General features: G+C 47.0%; 16 protein-coding genes. 11 read left to right on the forward strand and 5 right to left on the reverse strand.

Features of this window, described 5'->3' with window-relative positions; genetic code table 11:
• The first annotated feature begins 372 nt into the window (after positions 1–372).
• From L3V27_RS06685 to L3V27_RS06715, 7 genes are all read left to right on the forward strand, one after another.
• A complete protein-coding gene (locus L3V27_RS06685; RefSeq protein ID WP_237311373.1) occupies positions 373–2547 on the forward strand; it encodes an FUSC family protein in 2175 nt (724 codons plus the stop codon).
• 10 nt (positions 2548–2557) lie between these two features.
• Entirely contained in the window at positions 2558–4201 is a 1644-nt protein-coding gene (locus tag L3V27_RS06690) for a TolC family protein (protein ID WP_237311374.1), read from the forward strand.
• Positions 4201–4404, forward strand: coding sequence for a DUF1656 domain-containing protein (locus L3V27_RS06695; protein WP_005462724.1), 204 nt, complete (start codon positions 4201–4203; stop codon positions 4402–4404). Before L3V27_RS06690 ends, L3V27_RS06695 begins: the two co-directional genes overlap by 1 nt.
• Before the next feature lie 12 nt (positions 4405–4416).
• Positions 4417–5307: an HlyD family secretion protein gene (locus L3V27_RS06700; protein ID WP_006740779.1), complete on the forward strand. Its 891-nt coding sequence runs from the start codon at positions 4417–4419 to the stop codon at positions 5305–5307.
• A 16-nt stretch (positions 5308–5323) separates the two neighbouring features.
• Complete coding sequence (locus L3V27_RS06705) at positions 5324–6010, forward strand: potassium channel family protein (RefSeq protein ID WP_005396612.1); 687 nt, start codon at positions 5324–5326, stop codon at positions 6008–6010.
• Positions 6003–7151, forward strand: coding sequence for an AI-2E family transporter (locus tag L3V27_RS06710; protein WP_237311375.1), 1149 nt, complete (start codon positions 6003–6005; stop codon positions 7149–7151). The genes L3V27_RS06705 and L3V27_RS06710 overlap by 8 nt, the downstream gene beginning before the upstream one ends.
• 216 nt (positions 7152–7367) lie before the next feature.
• The gene (locus tag L3V27_RS06715; RefSeq protein ID WP_237311376.1) at positions 7368–8039 is read left to right on the forward strand and encodes a DUF2057 domain-containing protein; all 672 of its coding nucleotides are present in this window, start codon (positions 7368–7370) and stop codon (positions 8037–8039) included.
• Between the two features lie 134 nt (positions 8040–8173).
• Here L3V27_RS06715 and L3V27_RS06720 read toward each other — a convergent pair whose 3' ends face one another.
• Positions 8174–8938, reverse strand: a complete 765-nt coding sequence (locus L3V27_RS06720; RefSeq protein ID WP_237311378.1) for a ferredoxin--NADP reductase — start codon at positions 8936–8938, stop codon at positions 8174–8176.
• A gap of 210 nt (positions 8939–9148) precedes the next feature.
• Here L3V27_RS06720 and L3V27_RS06725 point away from each other — a divergent pair, with 210 nt between their 5' ends.
• On the forward strand, positions 9149–9601 hold the full coding sequence (locus tag L3V27_RS06725; RefSeq protein ID WP_005480116.1) for a thioesterase family protein: 453 nt from the start codon (positions 9149–9151) through the stop codon (positions 9599–9601).
• 111 nt (positions 9602–9712) lie between these two features.
• On the opposite strand, the gene L3V27_RS06730 is transcribed toward L3V27_RS06725, so the two are convergent.
• A complete protein-coding gene (locus L3V27_RS06730) occupies positions 9713–9931 on the reverse strand; it encodes a VF530 family DNA-binding protein (protein ID WP_005396617.1) in 219 nt (72 codons plus the stop codon).
• A gap of 150 nt (positions 9932–10081) precedes the next feature.
• On the opposite strand from L3V27_RS06730, the gene L3V27_RS06735 reads away from it, so the two are divergent.
• Positions 10082–11005 (forward strand): LysR family transcriptional regulator, encoded by a 924-nt coding sequence (locus L3V27_RS06735; RefSeq protein WP_020838235.1) that lies wholly within the window; start codon positions 10082–10084, stop codon positions 11003–11005.
• Here L3V27_RS06735 and L3V27_RS06740 read toward each other — a convergent pair.
• A complete protein-coding gene (locus tag L3V27_RS06740; protein WP_005480132.1) occupies positions 11002–11292 on the reverse strand; it encodes a putative quinol monooxygenase in 291 nt (96 codons plus the stop codon). The genes L3V27_RS06735 and L3V27_RS06740 overlap by 4 nt on opposite strands.
• A 69-nt stretch (positions 11293–11361) precedes the next feature.
• Positions 11362–12015, reverse strand: a complete 654-nt coding sequence (gene nfsB, locus L3V27_RS06745) for an oxygen-insensitive NAD(P)H nitroreductase (protein WP_237311380.1) — start codon at positions 12013–12015, stop codon at positions 11362–11364.
• A 167-nt stretch (positions 12016–12182) separates the two neighbouring features.
• Between nfsB and L3V27_RS06750 the strand changes: the two genes are divergently transcribed.
• A complete protein-coding gene (locus L3V27_RS06750; RefSeq protein ID WP_237311382.1) occupies positions 12183–13646 on the forward strand; it encodes an AraC family transcriptional regulator in 1464 nt (487 codons plus the stop codon).
• 129 nt (positions 13647–13775) lie between these two features.
• Positions 13776–16433 carry an alpha-amylase family glycosyl hydrolase gene (locus L3V27_RS06755; protein ID WP_237311383.1) on the forward strand — a complete coding sequence of 886 codons (2658 nt, stop codon included), beginning with the start codon at positions 13776–13778 and terminating at the stop codon, positions 16431–16433.
• A gap of 85 nt (positions 16434–16518) precedes the next feature.
• Here the strand turns inward: L3V27_RS06755 and L3V27_RS06760 are convergent, their stop codons facing one another.
• On the reverse strand, positions 16519–17676 hold the full coding sequence (locus L3V27_RS06760) for a D-alanyl-D-alanine carboxypeptidase family protein (RefSeq protein WP_237311385.1): 1158 nt from the start codon (positions 17674–17676) through the stop codon (positions 16519–16521).
• Positions 17677–17819: the final 143 nt, after the last annotated feature.

Raw genomic sequence — 17819 nt, forward strand, 5'->3', positions numbered from 1 at the left:
CTCTCAAATACCCATTCATCATCTATGCTTTTTAAAGCAGCAAAGCTCATTGCAGATGGTACGAGCGGCCCGCTTTAGTATCAGGCGAAGGGTATAAGGTGAGAATTGGCTCACACAACACGACGATTTTGTTTCAAAAGTGAGAATCGTCACAGATCGCGATTTTGCTCGTTTTAGGCGTTTCGTCAATAACGCCAAGGGCTAGCGCGAGATCGAGCCAAATACGCACTTTGTGTTTTGACGAAGGGTTTACAAAGCACACTTTTTCACCCGCTATATTCCGCCCCCCGAATTTATTCAGAACAAGATTCTGATTATTCACATAAGAAATTCATCAACTTATAACGATAAGCCTGAGCAAACTTTGACACTATGAACGACAAAATAAAATTCGCTATTAAAGTATCGCTTAGCCTGACTCTGGCTTATCTAATCCCGTTTGCCATGGGTTGGCCGCAAGCATCGACGGCCGCAACCACAGTGATGCTGATTGCATCCACAGGCAGTCGTCGTGAATCCCTCGCCAAAGGTACCTTACGTGTGTTCGGTACGTTGGTTGGCGCCGTCGTTGGCTTGTTACTGGTGGGATTATTTGCTCAAGACCGCTTGCTGTACATGCTGAGCGTGTCGGTTGTGGTCTCTTTCATTTTTTACTTCCGTAATGCCTACCAAAAAGATCCAACGCTACTCATGCTGACCGGCGTCATGACGCTGATGATGTCCAATGGCGGTGACGCAGAAGGTGCGTTTCTTTATGGCGTTGACCGCGCTTATATGACGGTGTTTGGGGTGGTGGTTTACACACTCGTGGGGACTTTCTTATTCCCGACCAAAACAGAACAAAACCTAAGACAACTCATCGAACAACTCAACCAAGCACAACGCGCGCTGTTCACCGCTGTCTTGCAAAATTTCGAGCAAAAATCGGCAGGGCAAGTTTCTCCTCAAGAAGAGGGAGTCGAAAATCCAGAAGCTGAAGAGCCACAACCTAGCGTGGATTCTCTTATCGAACAGATGTTTGCCGCCCAAAATGCGCTCGAACAGCGTTTTGCCACAGTCAGTGTGGAATGCAGCGACGTGTCGGCCTACATGAAAGAGTGGCGCTTGGCGGTTCATTTGAACAAGCAAGTAACGCAACAATTGACCGTCGCGGCGCATAGCCACTTTAGCCACCAGCAAGACCGTGAAAGCATCAGCAACTTTGATCAAGCCGTTGCGGAAATTGACGCGCTATTTGATACCTGCCAACAAGTCTGGGACGAAAAAGAGCCCGCTTTTCGTGCTCAAGAGTTCAAAGTCGAATACAACCAGGCGTTGCTTGAAGACGCGGCGCACCTAGAGAAAGGCTCTGCGCTTATGCTGGGGCACCTCTTGGGGCTCATGCATCAAAACTTGTCGCGTTTAGCGGAGAGCATTAGCTGCATTGACTCTGTGACGAACAATGTCTCCTTTGACGTGCCACTGCCGAAACCGAAAGGCAAGTTTCTATGGTGGGACGCAGAAAACTTTAAAACCGCGGTCAAAACCTTTGTCACTTATTGGGTTGCAGGACTGATTTGGATTTATTTCAATCCACCAGGCGGCTACTCGTTCGTAGTCTTCTCGACCATGTTTATGTCTTTGCTGTCGTTCGTGCCTGTGCACCCGATTTTGTTGCTTGTGCTGTTCACTTTCGGCTTCTTGTTCGCGGTGCCTTCTTACGTCTTCATTCTTCCGCAATTGGATCTCGGGTTAGAACTTGGTCTGTTCATCTTTATCTACACCTTTATCGGCTTTTATCTGTTTAACGGGCCAGTGACGATTTTCTACATGGTGGGCTTGTTTGTTCTCGGTTTAGACAACAACATGTTCTATCACTTCGGAATCCTCATGACGATCATGCTGCTGTTCTACATGGTGGTGTTCATGATCATTTTCGCGCACTACTTCCCGTTTAGCTCACGACCAGAACACCTCTTTTTGACCATAAAAGAGCGCTATTTTAGGCACACTCGGGATCTGTTTGACTCCTATCAGAAGCAGTCTAGCTCGATTATTACGCCGCTCAAACGGGCCTTGCATTTGGTGACGCTCAACGTCTCATCGAAAAAGCTCAAGGTGTGGGGTTCGAAAATCAACCACAAACACTTTGACAAAACCACGCCAGAAGCGATTGGCGCGTTTAGCAAAGCGTGTGATGTACTCAGTAATCACATCAACATCTTAATGGCCGCCGAGAAAAAATTGATGACCAATCCGCTGATCACTCAGCTTCGCCAACAACACCGCGATTCCATCATTCCTTTGATGGCGGGCGCTTTAGCCAGCCACCAAGCAACACAAGAACTCGATTCCGTATTCGACCAATACAGTCAGGATTACCAATCATTCGAAGATAAACTGGAAGATTTTTTTAGTGAGTTAGATTTATCTGACTACGCTTATTCAGAGATAGCCGGTTTTTATATCTTGCTGAATTTAAAACGGAACGTGTTCGAAGCAATCAAGCATTGCAAGCAAACCTACGAGGATATCGATTGGGTGAACTTACAACAGAAGCGTTTTTAAAGGTGGGGATATGATGCTTCCAAAACTAACTAAACCAAGCCTCGCCATACTTTCTCTGCTCGGGCTCAGTGCGTGTACCACTGTAGGACCAGATTATGTTCATCCAAAGCAGGCGCCACTGCCAAGTGACTGGTCGGTGCAAAAAGCAGCCAAAGATACGCAGCAATCCGAGCAACAATTACAACAGTGGTGGCAGCAGTTTAACGACCCGACGCTCAATCAATTAGTCGAGTTGGCGAATGAGCAAAACCTAGACATAGAAGCCGCGGGGCTGCGCATTGTTCAAGCGCGTTCATTACTTGGCATTTCGACTGGCTTGCAATACCCGCAAGTTCAAACCGTGTCAGGAAATCTAGCGCGTGCCTACGTGAATGATCAGGGTGTAAACAACTCCGCTCTGTCGTTTGATGCGACGTGGGAAATGGATATTTGGGGCAAATACGCTCGTGGCATCGAATCAGCAGAAGCGGGTTATTACGCATCCATCGCTTCGTATCACGACATCATGGTCACCATCACCGCAGAAGTGGCGCGTAACTACATTAACTATCGCACGTTCCAAGAGCGCATTTTGCTGTCTCGTCGCAACATCGAAATTCAAGAGCGTGTCGTCCGCATTACACAGGTTCAGTTCGACTCTGGCAACGTTACAGAATTGGACGTTCAACAGGCGAAAAACCAACTCTATACTACCAAAGCGGCATTACCGAGTCTCGAAGTCGCGATGAAACAATCACGTACCGCGTTGGCGTTATTGCTAGGTGCATTACCGGAAGAAGTAGACGAGCTGCTGCAATCAGATGGAATGCATAAGCAAATTGCTGACTACGAAAAACAGTTCAAATCGACAGGCAGAAAATCGGCGTTATCGGGCACCGACGAGCGCTCCATTGTGCCGCGTCCACCTCTGTTGGATACCCAAGTGGACGCAAACTTAGTGATGCGACGTCCGGATTTGCAAGTCTCTGAGATGCAAGCTCGCACGCAAAGTGCGCAGATTGGCGTGGCGGAAACGGCTCTGTACCCAAGCTTTTCGTTGTTCGGTTCCATCGGTATCGACAGTACGGTTCCCGATGGCAGCAGCTTCAGTTTTAGCGATTCGCTCACCATGGTGGTTGGCCCAACGTTCAGTTGGAACATTTTCCAATACGGACGCGTGAAAAATAACATTCGTTTCGAAGATGCTCGTTTCCAAGAAACGCTGACCAACTACAACAAAAAAGTGCTGCAAGCCGTGAACGAAGTGACCAATGCGATCGAAGCGTATGACCTGTATTTGCAGCAAAAAGATTTACGTTTGCAATCGGTCAACTCTTCCATTCGTGCGTTCAACATCTCCATGACGCAGTACGAAAACGGCCAAATTTCTTTTGAGCGACTGCTCAACTCAGTCGAAAAAATGACCCGCGCGGAAGACAGTTACGCGCAAATTAAAGGCAATGTCGCGAACCAAGTAATCGCGCTGTACAAAGCGTTGGGCGGCGGCTGGCAGGCACAAACGGGGAAACCATTCCTTGAAGAATCCATCGCCAAGCAGATGCAAGATCGTACCGATTGGGACGGTTATCTGGATGAAGAAAACCGCACGTTGCCACCTTTGCCTATCGAAACACCGACGGAAAACGGCGATAAGAACAAAACGGAGGATCTCTAATGCCTCATGAACTCTCTTGGGGAGACATTTACTTTTCTCCCACGTTACTGGTGCTCTTTCTCGCCGTCACGGCAACGTGGATAACGGTGATGATATTGAACAAGACACGTTTGTCTCGCTTCATCGCTTTTCCGTCTCTGACGTTTATTGCCATCATGGTCGGTTATGTGGTGGCCATCGACAGCTTTTATATTCAATTTTAGGTGCCAAACAAGATGAAAAAACTATTCGTAATCGCACTCAATCTTGTCATTCTTGGTGGCGCAGCTTGGCTCGGCTATCAAAAATTTGAAGAGTATTTTAATAACCCTTGGACACGCGACGGCCAAGTGCGCGCCAACGTCATCAAAGTAGCTCCTCGTGTATCAGGCCCAATTGTAAATGTCGCGGTGCAAGACAACCAAGAAGTGAAAACAGGCGATTTACTGTTTGAAATCGACCCTGCGACTTACGAAGTTGCTTTGTCTCAAGCCGAAGTGGCACTAGAACGCGCCATTGTTAGCTCTCGCGGTAAAAAAATCGAATACGACCGCCTTAAAGATATTCGCGCCAAAGACCGCGGCGCGGTTTCTCACAAGGATCTGATTCGTCGTGAAATCGCTTACGAAGAATCGCTACTGCAAATCAAATCTGCAGAAGAGCAATTAAAATCAGCGCGCCTTAACCTCAGCTTTACCAAAGTTTATGCGACCGTCGATGGTTTTGTGTCTAACCTCGATATTCGAAACGGTACGCAAGCGGTCGCAAACCAGCCACTGCTGGCGCTGATCGACAAGAACAGTTTCTGGGTGTTTGGTTTCTTCCGTGAAAACCAACTCGCGCAAATCGAACCGGGTAGCCAAGCACGTGTCACTTTGATGTCTCACCCAGACACGCCAATTGACGCAACGGTTGACTCTATCGGTTGGGGTATTGCGCCGAAAGACGGCACGGTCGGCTACAACCTTCTTCCAAACGTGAACCCTGTATTTCAGTGGATTCGCCTAGCACAACGTATTCCGGTGCGAATCTCAATCCAAGAACTTCCAGAAGATGTTGATCTTCGATTCGGGCTTTCTGCGTCCATCATGGTGATGAAAGATTCATCGGCAGAAAATGAACAATAACTAAGTGAGAAGAACCATGGTCATTGGTAAAAAACTCAAAAACATTAATGAAGAAAACAACTTCTTCTATCTAACTTTAGCGCTGGTGATTTTGTTGCTAGGGAGTGCAATGGCACAAGTGGTAGGTGAAGGTACGATTGAACACATACTGCAGGCGTTCACGGTTCTCACGTTCATTGTCTGTTTTGCCAGCCTTCGCTTCGACAAAATGTGGTCTCGTTTCCTCTATACCCTGTTTGGCGTTTGGGTTCTTGTGATTGTTATCAAGACCGTTTTCAACATCCGAGAGATGAATGTAGTGATGCTTGCCCTCACCTTCGCATTCTTTTTCGGCACTTTTAAATCCATCGCAAGGCAGATTCTTTTCACTGGCCACGTCAATAGCAACAAAGTCATTGGCTCAGTCGCGCTTTTCTTACTGCTTGGTCTGATGTGGGCAATTGCCTATCTCATTCTTCTAGAGTTCTCGCCAACCTCATTCACTGGGATGGAAGCCATTTCTTGGGGGCAGAATTTCTCTAATGCGGCGTATTTTAGTTTCGTCACCTTAACCACGCTTGGTTATGGCGATATCAGCCCTCTAACGCCATTGGCTCAAGTCGTGGTGTATTTAGAGGCCATTACAGGTGTGTTTTATATGGCGATTGTTGTTTCAAGTCTCGTCAGTTCTAACATTGATCATCAGGTAAACAAAAATGGATAAACAATCGGTAAAAATCGACAGTAAGCTTTTCATCAGTAATATGGTGGAATCAGCAATACGCATTGGCTTGATCTTCGTCTTGCTGATGTTTACGTACGACATCATCAAACCCTTCATTCTTCCCGTTATTTGGGGTGCAATTATAGCCGTCGCTTTAATGCCACTTACAAAAAAGCTGGAGCGTGCATATGGCGGTCGCAGAGGGCTGGCAGCCACGACGATGGCTTTACTTGGTATTGCACTCTTAGTCACACCACTTGTTATGGTGTCAGGTTCTATTGTGGATGGTGCAACGCATGCGCTTGAAGTATTGCAAAACGGACAAGTGAAGATCCCAGGTCCAAAACCTTCCGTTGCGGATTGGCCTGTCGTAGGTGATAAGCTCTATGAGGTGTGGACCCTATTCGCGACTAACCTTGAACAAGCGATTCAAACCTTTATGCCGCAAATAAAGTCCGCGCTCACTTCTTTGCTAGGCACTCTTGGCGGTGTATTGGGAAGTTTACTGCTTTCAATCTTATCACTTGCGATTGCAGCAGGTTTTATGACGTACTCTGAATCTGCAGCATCAGGTCTAAGAACCATCGCTATTCGTACCGCTGGTGAAAACGCTAAAAGCTGGACCACGCTTATCGCAGCAACCATTAAAAGCGTACTGCTTGGCGTAGTCGGTGTGGCGGCGATTCAAGCCCTATTGATCGGCGCTGGTTTCTTTGTATTTGGCGTTCCGGCAGCTGGTTTGCTCACTCTGATTCTGATGATCTTGTGTATCGCTCAGCTACCAGCGCTGCTTGCTGTACTACCAGTGATTGGCTTCATGTACATGACTCAAGATACAACGACAGCAACCATGTTTACTGTCTGGGTAGTAGTTGCAGCACTTTCTGAAAACCTGTTCAAACCAATGTTAATGGGACGTGGTGTCGACGTACCAATGCCTGTGATTCTGCTCGGTGCCATCGGTGGTATGCTTTTCTACGGCATCGTTGGTCTGTTCTTAGGTGCTGTTATCCTGGCGATTTGGTATGAGTTATTTGTTTGGTGGTTGAGCATTGAGAAAGCACAACAGCAAGAAGAAATGTCAGAACAACAAGACGCTTCTGATGACCAATCAGAGCCTGGACACGGTGCTGGCATATAATAAATCAATAAGTTAGAAAGAAATTTAATCTATAACTTATGATATCAAACCGCTCTATTGCAGCGGTTTGATTCTATTTGGATCACAGTTTCCCCGTAATAAATGCGATAAAAATGACGTTCTTGTTAAATTTTCATACTTCTTACACTTGGGAGTTGCAATCGGGCAATGAACGATGCACTCTCGATGACCACTAATTTGCTTAGGATAAAAACAATGAAATTGATCAAGCCTTTAACTTGTGCGCTTGCTCTCGCAATGAGTGGCATGGCATTCGCAGATGTAACCGTGAGTGTTCCTGACAACGTTTCAGTATTAGCGGCTAACGGTGAAAAAGCAGACCTTTCGGGTGGTTTTTTCGCCTCGGAAAGAACACTAACGTTACCTGATGGCGTTAACCAAGTCGTATTTCGCTTCGCCCCTTACTTTAACCAAGGTAATGACCGTTTAAGTGTTGAAAGCGATGTTATCGTTACACGATTTGACGCTGCCAATGCCGAGCTGACGCTACAAATGCCAGAATACCGCAACCTTCGCGATGCGGAAGAAAAGATCAAGGACTTAGATTGGAAACTGGTTGATGATTCAGGCAACACCGTCGCCGTTGAGCAAGACAAATTGATCAAACCGGGTATGCAAATCGGTCGTGATTACGTACGTGAAGTGGAAAGCTACAACAAAACAGGCGGCGTTGCTGCTATCGCTGTTGCTGGTGCAGCCGTTGCTCAACCAGTCACACTGCCAGCAAAGATTCCTGAAGATATGAAACAAGCGAGAGCGACTGCGGCTAAATCAGATTCGACAGCAGAAGAGATGCTGCACTTCTGGTACCAAAAAGCAGACGCAGAAACCAAAGCTCGCTTTAAAGCGTACGTTAATCAACAATAAGTCTGATTAACTCTATCGATATTAAAAAAGCCACTTCATGTGGCTTTTTTGATCGAACAAGCTAGGAAGCTTGAGCGACTTTGGTATTGGTGATCATCATGTGTTCAATATGGTTATATCAATTTAACCAAACGCTACCAGTAACGCTCATAGATGATATTGCCTCCTGTTTTAGGACGATACTTTTCCAACCCAAGATCTTGTAAGACTGGCAAGGTATCTTTGATCATCTGCGGGTTCCCACACATCATGATAAAACTACTTTGAGCAGAGAATGGCACATCAGCAGCGTTGGACAGTCTACCCGATTCGATGAGTTCGGGAATTCGACCTTGTAACTGGCCATCCACCACTTCCCTACTGACTATCGGGATGTACTTTAATCTGCCTTCATATCGTTGCTGTAGTTGCTCAATCAGATATTTGTAGACCAGATCTTTTTCGTAGCGAACCGCATGAACAAGCACAATTCGCTCATTATGAGGTGGTAAGTTTATATCATCCAGTAGCGATAAAAACGGTCCAATACCTGTACCTGTAGATAACAGCCACAGATCATGAGCCTGTTTAGGAATAGAGTCGTGGATTAAGTCACCATGTGCGGTCTCACCAACATAAATACTATCACCAGATTTAAGCTTTTGAAGCCTTGGGGAAAGTTGTCCTTGAGGGTCCGCTACTATTAGGAACTCCAACCAATCGAACTGTTCGCTTGGTGCATTAACCACAGAGTAAGCACGGCTGATCGGCTTGCCCTCATCATCTAGCAAAGCAAGCTTGGTGAACTGGCCGGCTTTAAAGGTAAGAGGCGCGCCTGAGACCCTTAAACTGAACAGCTCGCCAGTCCAGTCAATGCGTTTTTCCACCTTGGCTAGATTGAAACCTTTCAGCTCAGTCATGAGACACCTCCTATTTGGTTACTCTTAGTTAAACTTACGCCTTCAACTCGATTATGTAAAGCTTCTAGTTTACATAACAAGATTGCCATTTCATTTCACATTTTAAAAACAATTTTATTACATATTAAATGATTACATCTAGAATAAATGCTCAAAGTGATAAGTCGCGTCGCAATTTGTGGCAATGCAGATGAAAAAGGAGCACTAAAAATGGACACACTGTTAAAGGACTTTCCCGTTATCACAGAGATCAAAGTCGCATGGGGTGAAATGGATGCTCTGCAACACGTCAATAACGTGGTCTATTTCCGCTACTTTGAGACGGCGCGTTTAGATTACTTCAACAAAATTAATCTGCTGGTCGACCTGCAAACCTCGCAAATTGGGCCAGTACTCAGCGAGACGCAATGTCGCTACAAACTGCCTGTCACTTACCCAGACACGTTGCTGGTCGGCTCGCGCGTGATCGACATGCAAGAAGATCGCATCACTATGGAATATCAAGTATTGAGTAAAAAATGGGGCAAGATTACGACGGTCTCAACCGCGACAGGCGTGATGTTCGATTTTAAAAACAACGAGAAAGCGGCCATTCCTGATCATGTGCGCCAATCCATTCTTGAGTTAGAAAGCACGGTTGGCAGTACGCATCATTTGGAATAAATCGGCAGCGGACAGTAAAAAGTCAGCGAAGAAACAAGTACAGTAAGAAAACAAAAAGGTGGCTCATGGCCACCTTTTTTGATTCGGATTTTTTAGCTGAAAGCGTAACGCTTAGCAAAACGTCTCGATATACAGCGCTTCGACTTTGTCTCGTGCCCATTGCGTTTTACGCAAAAACTTCAGAGAAGATTTGATCGACGGATCTTTCTTAAAACAGTTCACTCGAACGCGCTCATACAAGCCATTCCAACCAAAGTGTTCAACTAGTCGGGTGACGATTTTTTCTAAACTCAACCCATGCAGAGGGTTATTCGGCTGTTCGTTGCTCATGTTGTTGATCCAGTAACGATGTAAGTGGCGGGCTAATCTAACTCAAAGTGACCACTTAACCTAATGTTTTCACCTTCAAAAGCGTTTAGCTTGAATTACTTTGCTCATCTCCCCTATAGTAGCTCAAACTTCACAAACATCCCTTTCACGATGAAAGCCCTCAACGACCTCAATATTTTTGTCGAAACCGCGCGCCAAGGCAGCTTTTCAAAAGCAGCCAACAGCATGGACATGACACCTGCCGCCATTAGCGCATCGATTAAGCGTCTTGAAGGGCAAATCGGTTTCCCGCTGTTTGTGCGTTCCACCCGAAGCCTGCGTTTAACCTCAGAGGGCGAACTGTTTTTAGACAAAACCACGCAAGCGTTGGCAACATTGCAGGAGGGGTTAGATCAGATCTCAAGTGCGCGTGGTGAGTTATCTGGTCAACTGCACATTACTGCGCCCTCCGATTTTGGTCGCAATATGTTGCTCGATTGGGTGGATGAGTTCATCGATCTCTACCCAAATGTTTCCATCAAACTAGAGCTGTCCGATAGCTTGACGGATATGTACACCAAGCCTGTCGATATTGCGATTCGCTACGGCGAGCCGGCCGACTCCAATCTGGTCGTGTTGGCATTGTGTGGGGCAAACGAGCGGATCTTATGTGCATCGCCAGAGTACGTAGCCACACATCCAGAACTCACCTCTCCTGCCGATTTAACGCAACACAACTGCTTGTGCTACATGGTCGCGGATTCGGTCTACAACAAATGGACGCTCACGCGTGACGGCGAGAAAGAACAAGTCGTGGTCAGCGGTAACTTGATGAGCAACGATAGTGACTTGCCACATCGGTTAGCGATCAAAGGCAAAGGCATTGCGAATAAATCGTTGATGGACATCAGCCGAGACTTAATCGAGGGAAGATTGGTGCGAGTGCTACCAGAGTGGGATTGCGGCCCAGTGCCACTCTACATGGTGTGCGCCGATCGTCGCTTACTGACGCCAACGATTCGGACTTTCCGCGACTTTATCCAACAAAAATGCTGCCAACAACGCGCCAACGTGCTGGCAACCTTCTGTCATTAGGCGATAAATCGAAGAGGACGAATCTGGGTATACTCAACCCAATCGTTCTCTTCCAATGTTTCAAGAAACGTCGCCATGTGCGGGCTTTGCAAATGCTTATCCAAGGCCTCTTGCGATGCCCAAATTTCTTGGAACATAAATAAGCCTTCAACTTTCTCGTCAAGATACAACTCGTATTGGCAACAGCCTTCTTCTTGACGAGTTGGCTCTAGTAAACCAGCAAGCAAGTTCACCACCTGATCCTTACTGTCTGGATAGGCTTTCACTTCTGCAACTAAGTGGATCATTGTTTTATCACTCTTTTGCGATTTATATATTGATTACAGGGTTCTACGTAACCTGCAAGTAAGCTCGAATTAGATCTCGGTGAATACGGTTTCTGCGTCCCAGCGAGACTTTGGCGTTTTCGCGTTGAAGTCATCTTCCGCGTGGTAGCCAAGCGGCACGATCACAACGCTGGTGTAACCTTTTTCACGCAAGCCAAATTCTTCATCCAGCACTTTGGGATCAAACCCTTCAATTGGCACTGCATCGATTTCTAGCATCGAAGCACCCAGCAGCAACGTACCCACGTTGAGGTAAACTTGTTTCTCCATCCAATGATTCGCATCTTTCAGATCAAAGCGGTGCATGTTCACAAAGTAGCTACGACCACCACGCACAGCCGCTTTCGCTTCTTCAGTTGGGAATCGACCATCTTTTTCTTCTTGCACCATTAGCGCTTCAATGTAGTCGTTATCGATGGCTGTTTTTGCACAAAACACCAATACGTGAGAAGCGTTGAGAATCTTCGCCGCGTTAAACGCGTAGTTCTCTTGCGCCGCTTTAGCGATGCGCTGTTTGCCTTCTTCTGTGCTTGCCAGAATGAAATGCCAAGGTTGAGAGTTCACACTCGATGGACTAAAACGAATCAGCTCTTTAACTGCATCGATTTTTTCTTGAGGTAACTTGCGCGTTGGGTCAAACACTTTCGTTGAGTAACGAGATTTTGCAGCTTGTACGATATCCATGAGGTTCTCCAATTAATGAATTTAAGCTGAGTAACAGCATAACCTCATGAGATAAAGGGAAAAACCGATTTCGATTAAAAACATTTTCAAAATAAATTTGAAAATAAAACGATAAGAAAGGCTTTGAGCGTTCTCACTGAACTTCTTCATCCTTTCAGCAATAATGCATGTTTGCTCGCAACCGAACTCAACTAATGCTGCCTCAAGATAACGTTATTACATCCTTTCTGTGCAAAAAGCTCGGTCACAATCATCTGCGAATTGCCGGCGAATATTGGCACATTGAGAAGTTGGTTGCCTTGCAATGCATGATGTTGAAAGAAGCGCCTAACCTCCAAGAAGGGCTGCTTTGGTGGAGTAAAAGTGTTTCATTATTCGACCGCCGTTTGTACGTCACATTTCAACATGGTGATGCCCAAATCCATCTGCAAGTCGAATGCAGAACGGCCGATATGCCAAATTGGGCGGAGTCGGTGTTTGGCTTGCTCAAAATGCAGTTGGAAATGCTTGAGCTAAGCGAATCAATACAGGTACAAGTTCACGCCAACAATCCACTCGCGGCCGATATTTTTCTAGAGGAAATGCGAGATTCTAAAACGAGTTCAAGCGTGTTTGAACTGGTGAAACATGTTTATTTGCTGCTTTCTCACCAACCCATTGAGCAACCCGAATTGCTGAGTGTTTTGAACGCCTTGTTCATCAAAAACAGTAATTACGCGCTCAAATTAGAGCAAGCGGCAAGGCAACTGGGCGTCTCCAAACGCACCTTGCAACGTCGACTGCAAGAGAAACAAATGAGCTACTCTCAATGCGTTGATTTCGCTAAAAGAAAGCAAGCACTCACTTTGCTTGCCGACACCCAACTCACAACGCAGCAAATCGCCTATCAACTTGGTTACGAAGAACCATCGAACTTTCACCGCACTTTTCGTCGTTGGTATCCGTTTTCCCCCATGCAGTATCGCCAACAATGTTTGGATAACCGAACTCAACTAAATCAACAACCGATCCGCTTGTACTACGCCAAAGCCAATACCTTCGACGATAACCACATCGACCAACCTGTCGGCAAAATCTGGATAGAAGTGGACAATATTGCGTTTGAAAAAGTGGTCTCGGTAGAATGCCGTGACCGTGATGGCGCATGGCGGCGCTATCCCGCCTTCTTCGAGCGTTTTTTAAGTCATGGCACCGAACTCTGGGCAACGACTGAACTTCCGGTGGCGCATCCCCTTACCTTTCGCCTGTGTTATGAAGTCGATGGGGAACGTTACATTGAGAATAACCACCAGCGTGATTATGTGGTTTCTAAGGGGCTTTTAATTGGCGCAACGGAATATATTGTTCCGACTCGGCAGCTTATTAATATTGGGGCGCAATACACGCTCTTTGTCGAACTGGCATGCCGACTTGAAAACGTTGCGAGGATTGACTGTTACGCCGATGATGACCCCACACCTCACGCAATGCGCTTGACCCAACACTCGCTACATTATGCTTGTTGGGTGCTGCAATTATCGCTCACTCAAACTGCAAAGCAGTGCCGTTTCCGCCTTTATGATGAATCCGACAACGAGCTCGCGAAAGAGCATTACCCGATACAATATCCTATTGTGCAACCGCTCAATTAAAACTGTCGGTCAGATCAAAGTCGCCGCTTCGTGACATCATTTCACGTCTTTTTTGGCGTGAAATGACACTCTCAATTTCAAACCTTTGCTTTATCGTTTCTGCATTGCTGCATAACGGAGGCAAAAACTGTGTTTGAAACTCTACCTAACCCAATGAATAAAATAAAAATACTTCCTTTCGCGATCGCTCTTGCTCTTTCTGGCTGTGGAAGCGACGAAACCACACCAATCGATACAGGCAGCCACGTGGCATCTCCTGATTGGCAAGATCAAATCATTTACTTCCTGATGATCGACCGTTTTAACGACGGCGACAGCGCTCTTAATGATCAAGGGCAAAACGAATTCGATCCAACTTCGGATAAAAAATTCAGCGGCGGCGACCTCGTTGGCGTGAGTGATAAGTTAAGCTACATCGAAGATCTCGGTGCCACATCGATCTGGATTACTCCGCCAGTTGCTAACCAATGGTGGGATGCGGAGCAAAACTACGGCGGCTACCACGGGTACTGGGCGCGCGATTTCCAAAAAGTGGATGAGCACTTCGGCGACCTAGAAAGCTACCAAGCGTTAGCACGCGAAGTGCATGCGCGTAACATGTTCTTAATTCAGGACATCGTGACCAACCATGTAGGCAACTTCTTTACCTACGATGATCCTTACAGTTATGATCCAAGCCTACCTTGCCAAGGTTTCCGTTTGATTGAAAATGCACTACCCGCCGGGCAAGAGCTGCCGTACCCCCTCAACATGAACGAGTGTAAAACAGACGGCACAGGCAGCTACCACTGGACGCCAACCATCACCGACCACAACGATCCGGTACAAGAAAAAACCTGGCAGCTCTCTGATTTGGATGACCTTAATACGTCCGGTCCTGAAGTACGCGCTTATCTAAAAGAGAGCTACCGAAAATGGATTCGCGAAGTCGGCGTCGACGGATTCCGTATCGATACGGTGAAGTTTGTTGAACACGATTTCTGGAACGACTTCCTACACGCCGACGATGGTGTGATGACGCAAGCGGTTGATACAGGGCGTGACAACTTCCTTACCTTTGGTGAAGTGTTCGAGACTTCTACGCCTTACCACACGGAAGGCGAAGAGAAGATGCTAACTTACATCGGTGAAAGTGGCTCGCCGAAGCAGCTAACTTCGGTACTCAACTTCCCACTGCAAGCGACCATAACGCGCGTATTTGCATCCGGACAACCGACCGACTACTTACGTTTCCGTCTAGAGAAAATGATGGCGATGTTCCCGAATCCATACATCATGCCGAACTTCATTGATAATCACGACATGCCGCGTTTTCTGTCGCAAGGTAGCGTGAATGACATGAAACAAGCACTGATCACCATGATGAGCGTGCCGGGCATTCCTGTGATTTACCAAGGTACAGAGCAAGCGATATCAGCGGCGCGTGATGCGATGTTCGCCGGAGGTTACCGTGAAGATGGCGACTACGTAGACTCATTCGACCCAAACAGTGAGATGTACTTATTTATTCAAGAACTTGCCAAGCTACGCACTGAAAACAAAGTCATGACACGTGGCGAAATGAAGGTGATTGGCAGCGACAAAGCGGGCGCAGGTGTGTTCGCCTTTACCCGAACGTTGGATAACGACGAAGTCTTGGTTGTGATGAACACATCCAACTCGCCGATGTTGATGAACCAACTCGATGTGGAGCAAGCGAGCGGTACCGTCTTCAAACAACAAATCATGTCGAACTGGGCAGACGCTCCAGAACAGTTAGTCACAGATGAAAATGGTCACGTAACCCTTGAGCTACCAGCCAAGTCTGCAGTGATTTACTCGAAGACAAGCAGCAACCAATCTGTAGATACTCCAGATCTCAACATCCGACTGGCGCAGGATTGGGAAGACCAAACCATCACTGGTGATATTGTTATCGCGGGTAGTGCGAACGCCAACGAGAAGTTGAATCTTGTCGTCGATGGTAACTTGGAAACCGCGCAAGCTATCGCGGTTGGCGCTGATGGTCAGTTCAGCGTCACGCTGTCTACCCGTCACTTTGCGATTGGTAAGCAACAGCACCGCTTTGCAATTTATTCCACCGAGAAAAAAGCAGGCATCGAGGACGTGAACTTTGTCTCCAACCTAAGCTGGTCAAACACGCCGGACGACACCATTGATGATGCGGGCGATGCACAAGACGGCGTGGGCGGCCCAAACGGCAACTACTCATTACCAACCGATCCAACGTTCGACAAAGACAACAGCCAACTCGCGATCAACAAAGCAGAAGTGTTTACCGTTGGCAGTAACGTACGTTTGACCTTCACCATGGACAACATCACCGACACTTGGTTACCACCAAACGGCTTCGACCACGTGGGTTTCACCATCTTTATTGATTTACCTGAAGAATCCGCAACCAATTTGTCTGAGCTACCGAAGATCAACGCTTCTATGCCAAGCGGAACCTGGAGTCGCAATGCGGTTGTCTTTGGCTGGCAAAGCTCGATTTACAACACCAAAGGAGCAAATGCGACGACATGGGGAGAAGCGGTCACGCCAGCACCAACAGTGACAGTAGACAAAGCCAATAACACTATTTCGATGGACTTTGCGAGTGACGCGCTGGGTCGACCTGATTCACTGGACGGCATTCGATTCTATGTGACGACTTGGGACTTAGACGGCCTTTCGGCAACTTACCGTCCGCTAGAACAAAACAAAGGCCCTTGGAACTTCTCCGGTGGCGCATCGGATGAAAGTAAGATTTGGGACGATTTACCAATCATCACCTTGTCGGAATAAACCGTTAAATAAGACACCGCCCAGCGTTTAGCTGGGCGGGTCATCAACCAAAGAATGCAGAAAGACACTTCTGCTCGTTTTTATTCTAGTTAAAGAATGATTTCACCCACAGCACCAAACTGTCCCAAAGCTGACCAAACCACGAGCCCTCTTCTACCGCTTGGCTGCTGACCAAGGGATAACTCGCCACGGTACTGTCATCGCTTTTCCAAACGACCTTACCAATCTCATCTCCTTGCGCGAGCGGCGCAATCAACGGTTCATTTAACACCACACTCTTATCAAGCCCAGCCGTCATAGAACGAGGCAGAGTGAGATAGGCATCTTTGGCGAAGATCGCCTCAACTTGATTGGCATTTCCCTTCCAAACGCGAACTTTAGACTCAACCTGCCCTTGTTTGGCAACTTGTTTGGTGTCATAAAAACGAAAACCATAACTGAGTAAATTCTTGGATTGGCTCGTTCGAGCCTGTTTACTTGGCGTGCCCATCACTACCGAAATCAACCGCATTTTCCCTTCTTTGGCGGAGCTCACCAAACTGTATCCCGCATTGCTGGTGTAACCGGTTTTGCCCCCGTCGACATCAATGGAATTGTCCCACAGTAATTTATTGCGGTTGTACTGCGTAATGTCGTTCCACTTGAAGACTTTCTCACTATATAGCGCATACACAGCGGGAACGTCGTTGATGATCGACTGCATGAGTTTTGCCATATCGGTGGGTGAGGTTTGGATGCCTTCACTATCGAGACCATGGGAGTTTACAAAATAAGTGTCTTGCAGCCCTAACTTCTCAGCCCAACCATTCATCAAGGCGACAAAGCCGCGTTCACTGCCAGCAACGTGTTCCGCCAGTGCAACGCACGCGTCATTACCCGATTGGATGATCACGCCGCGCATTAAGTTCGCAACACTAATTTCATCTTTCGGTTTGATGAACATTTTAGAAGAACCGGGAAACTTGGCCGACCACGCGTTTTCGCTCACGGTGACAACATCATCCCATTTCAAACGCCCCGCTTCGATTTCTTGTCCAACGACGTAAGCGGTCATCAACTTGGTTAAACTAGCCGGAGCAAGGCCTGCTCGCCCGTTATGCTCGGCAATAATGGCACCGGATTGAAAGTCCATTAATACGTAGCCTTTTGCCTGTAACTGAGGTGGGTTGGGCGTAACAACGGCAAAAGTAGGTACGCTTATTAAACAAGTCACAATTGTCCATCGAGCCAGTGACACTTTCATCCGACTTCCTCCATGCTCTTACTTTGTCGCAACTCTATTGAGCATAGCTCACTCAACCAGTTGCACCAGTCGCTAATCGTTTCATTTTCTTGAACTTACATTGATTTGACCAAGGTATAGAACTGACGAAGCGATTTGGAAAT

It is taken from the genome of Vibrio sp. J2-3(2022), assembly GCF_021725735.1.
Classification (GTDB): Bacteria; Pseudomonadota; Gammaproteobacteria; order Enterobacterales; family Vibrionaceae; genus Vibrio; species Vibrio diabolicus.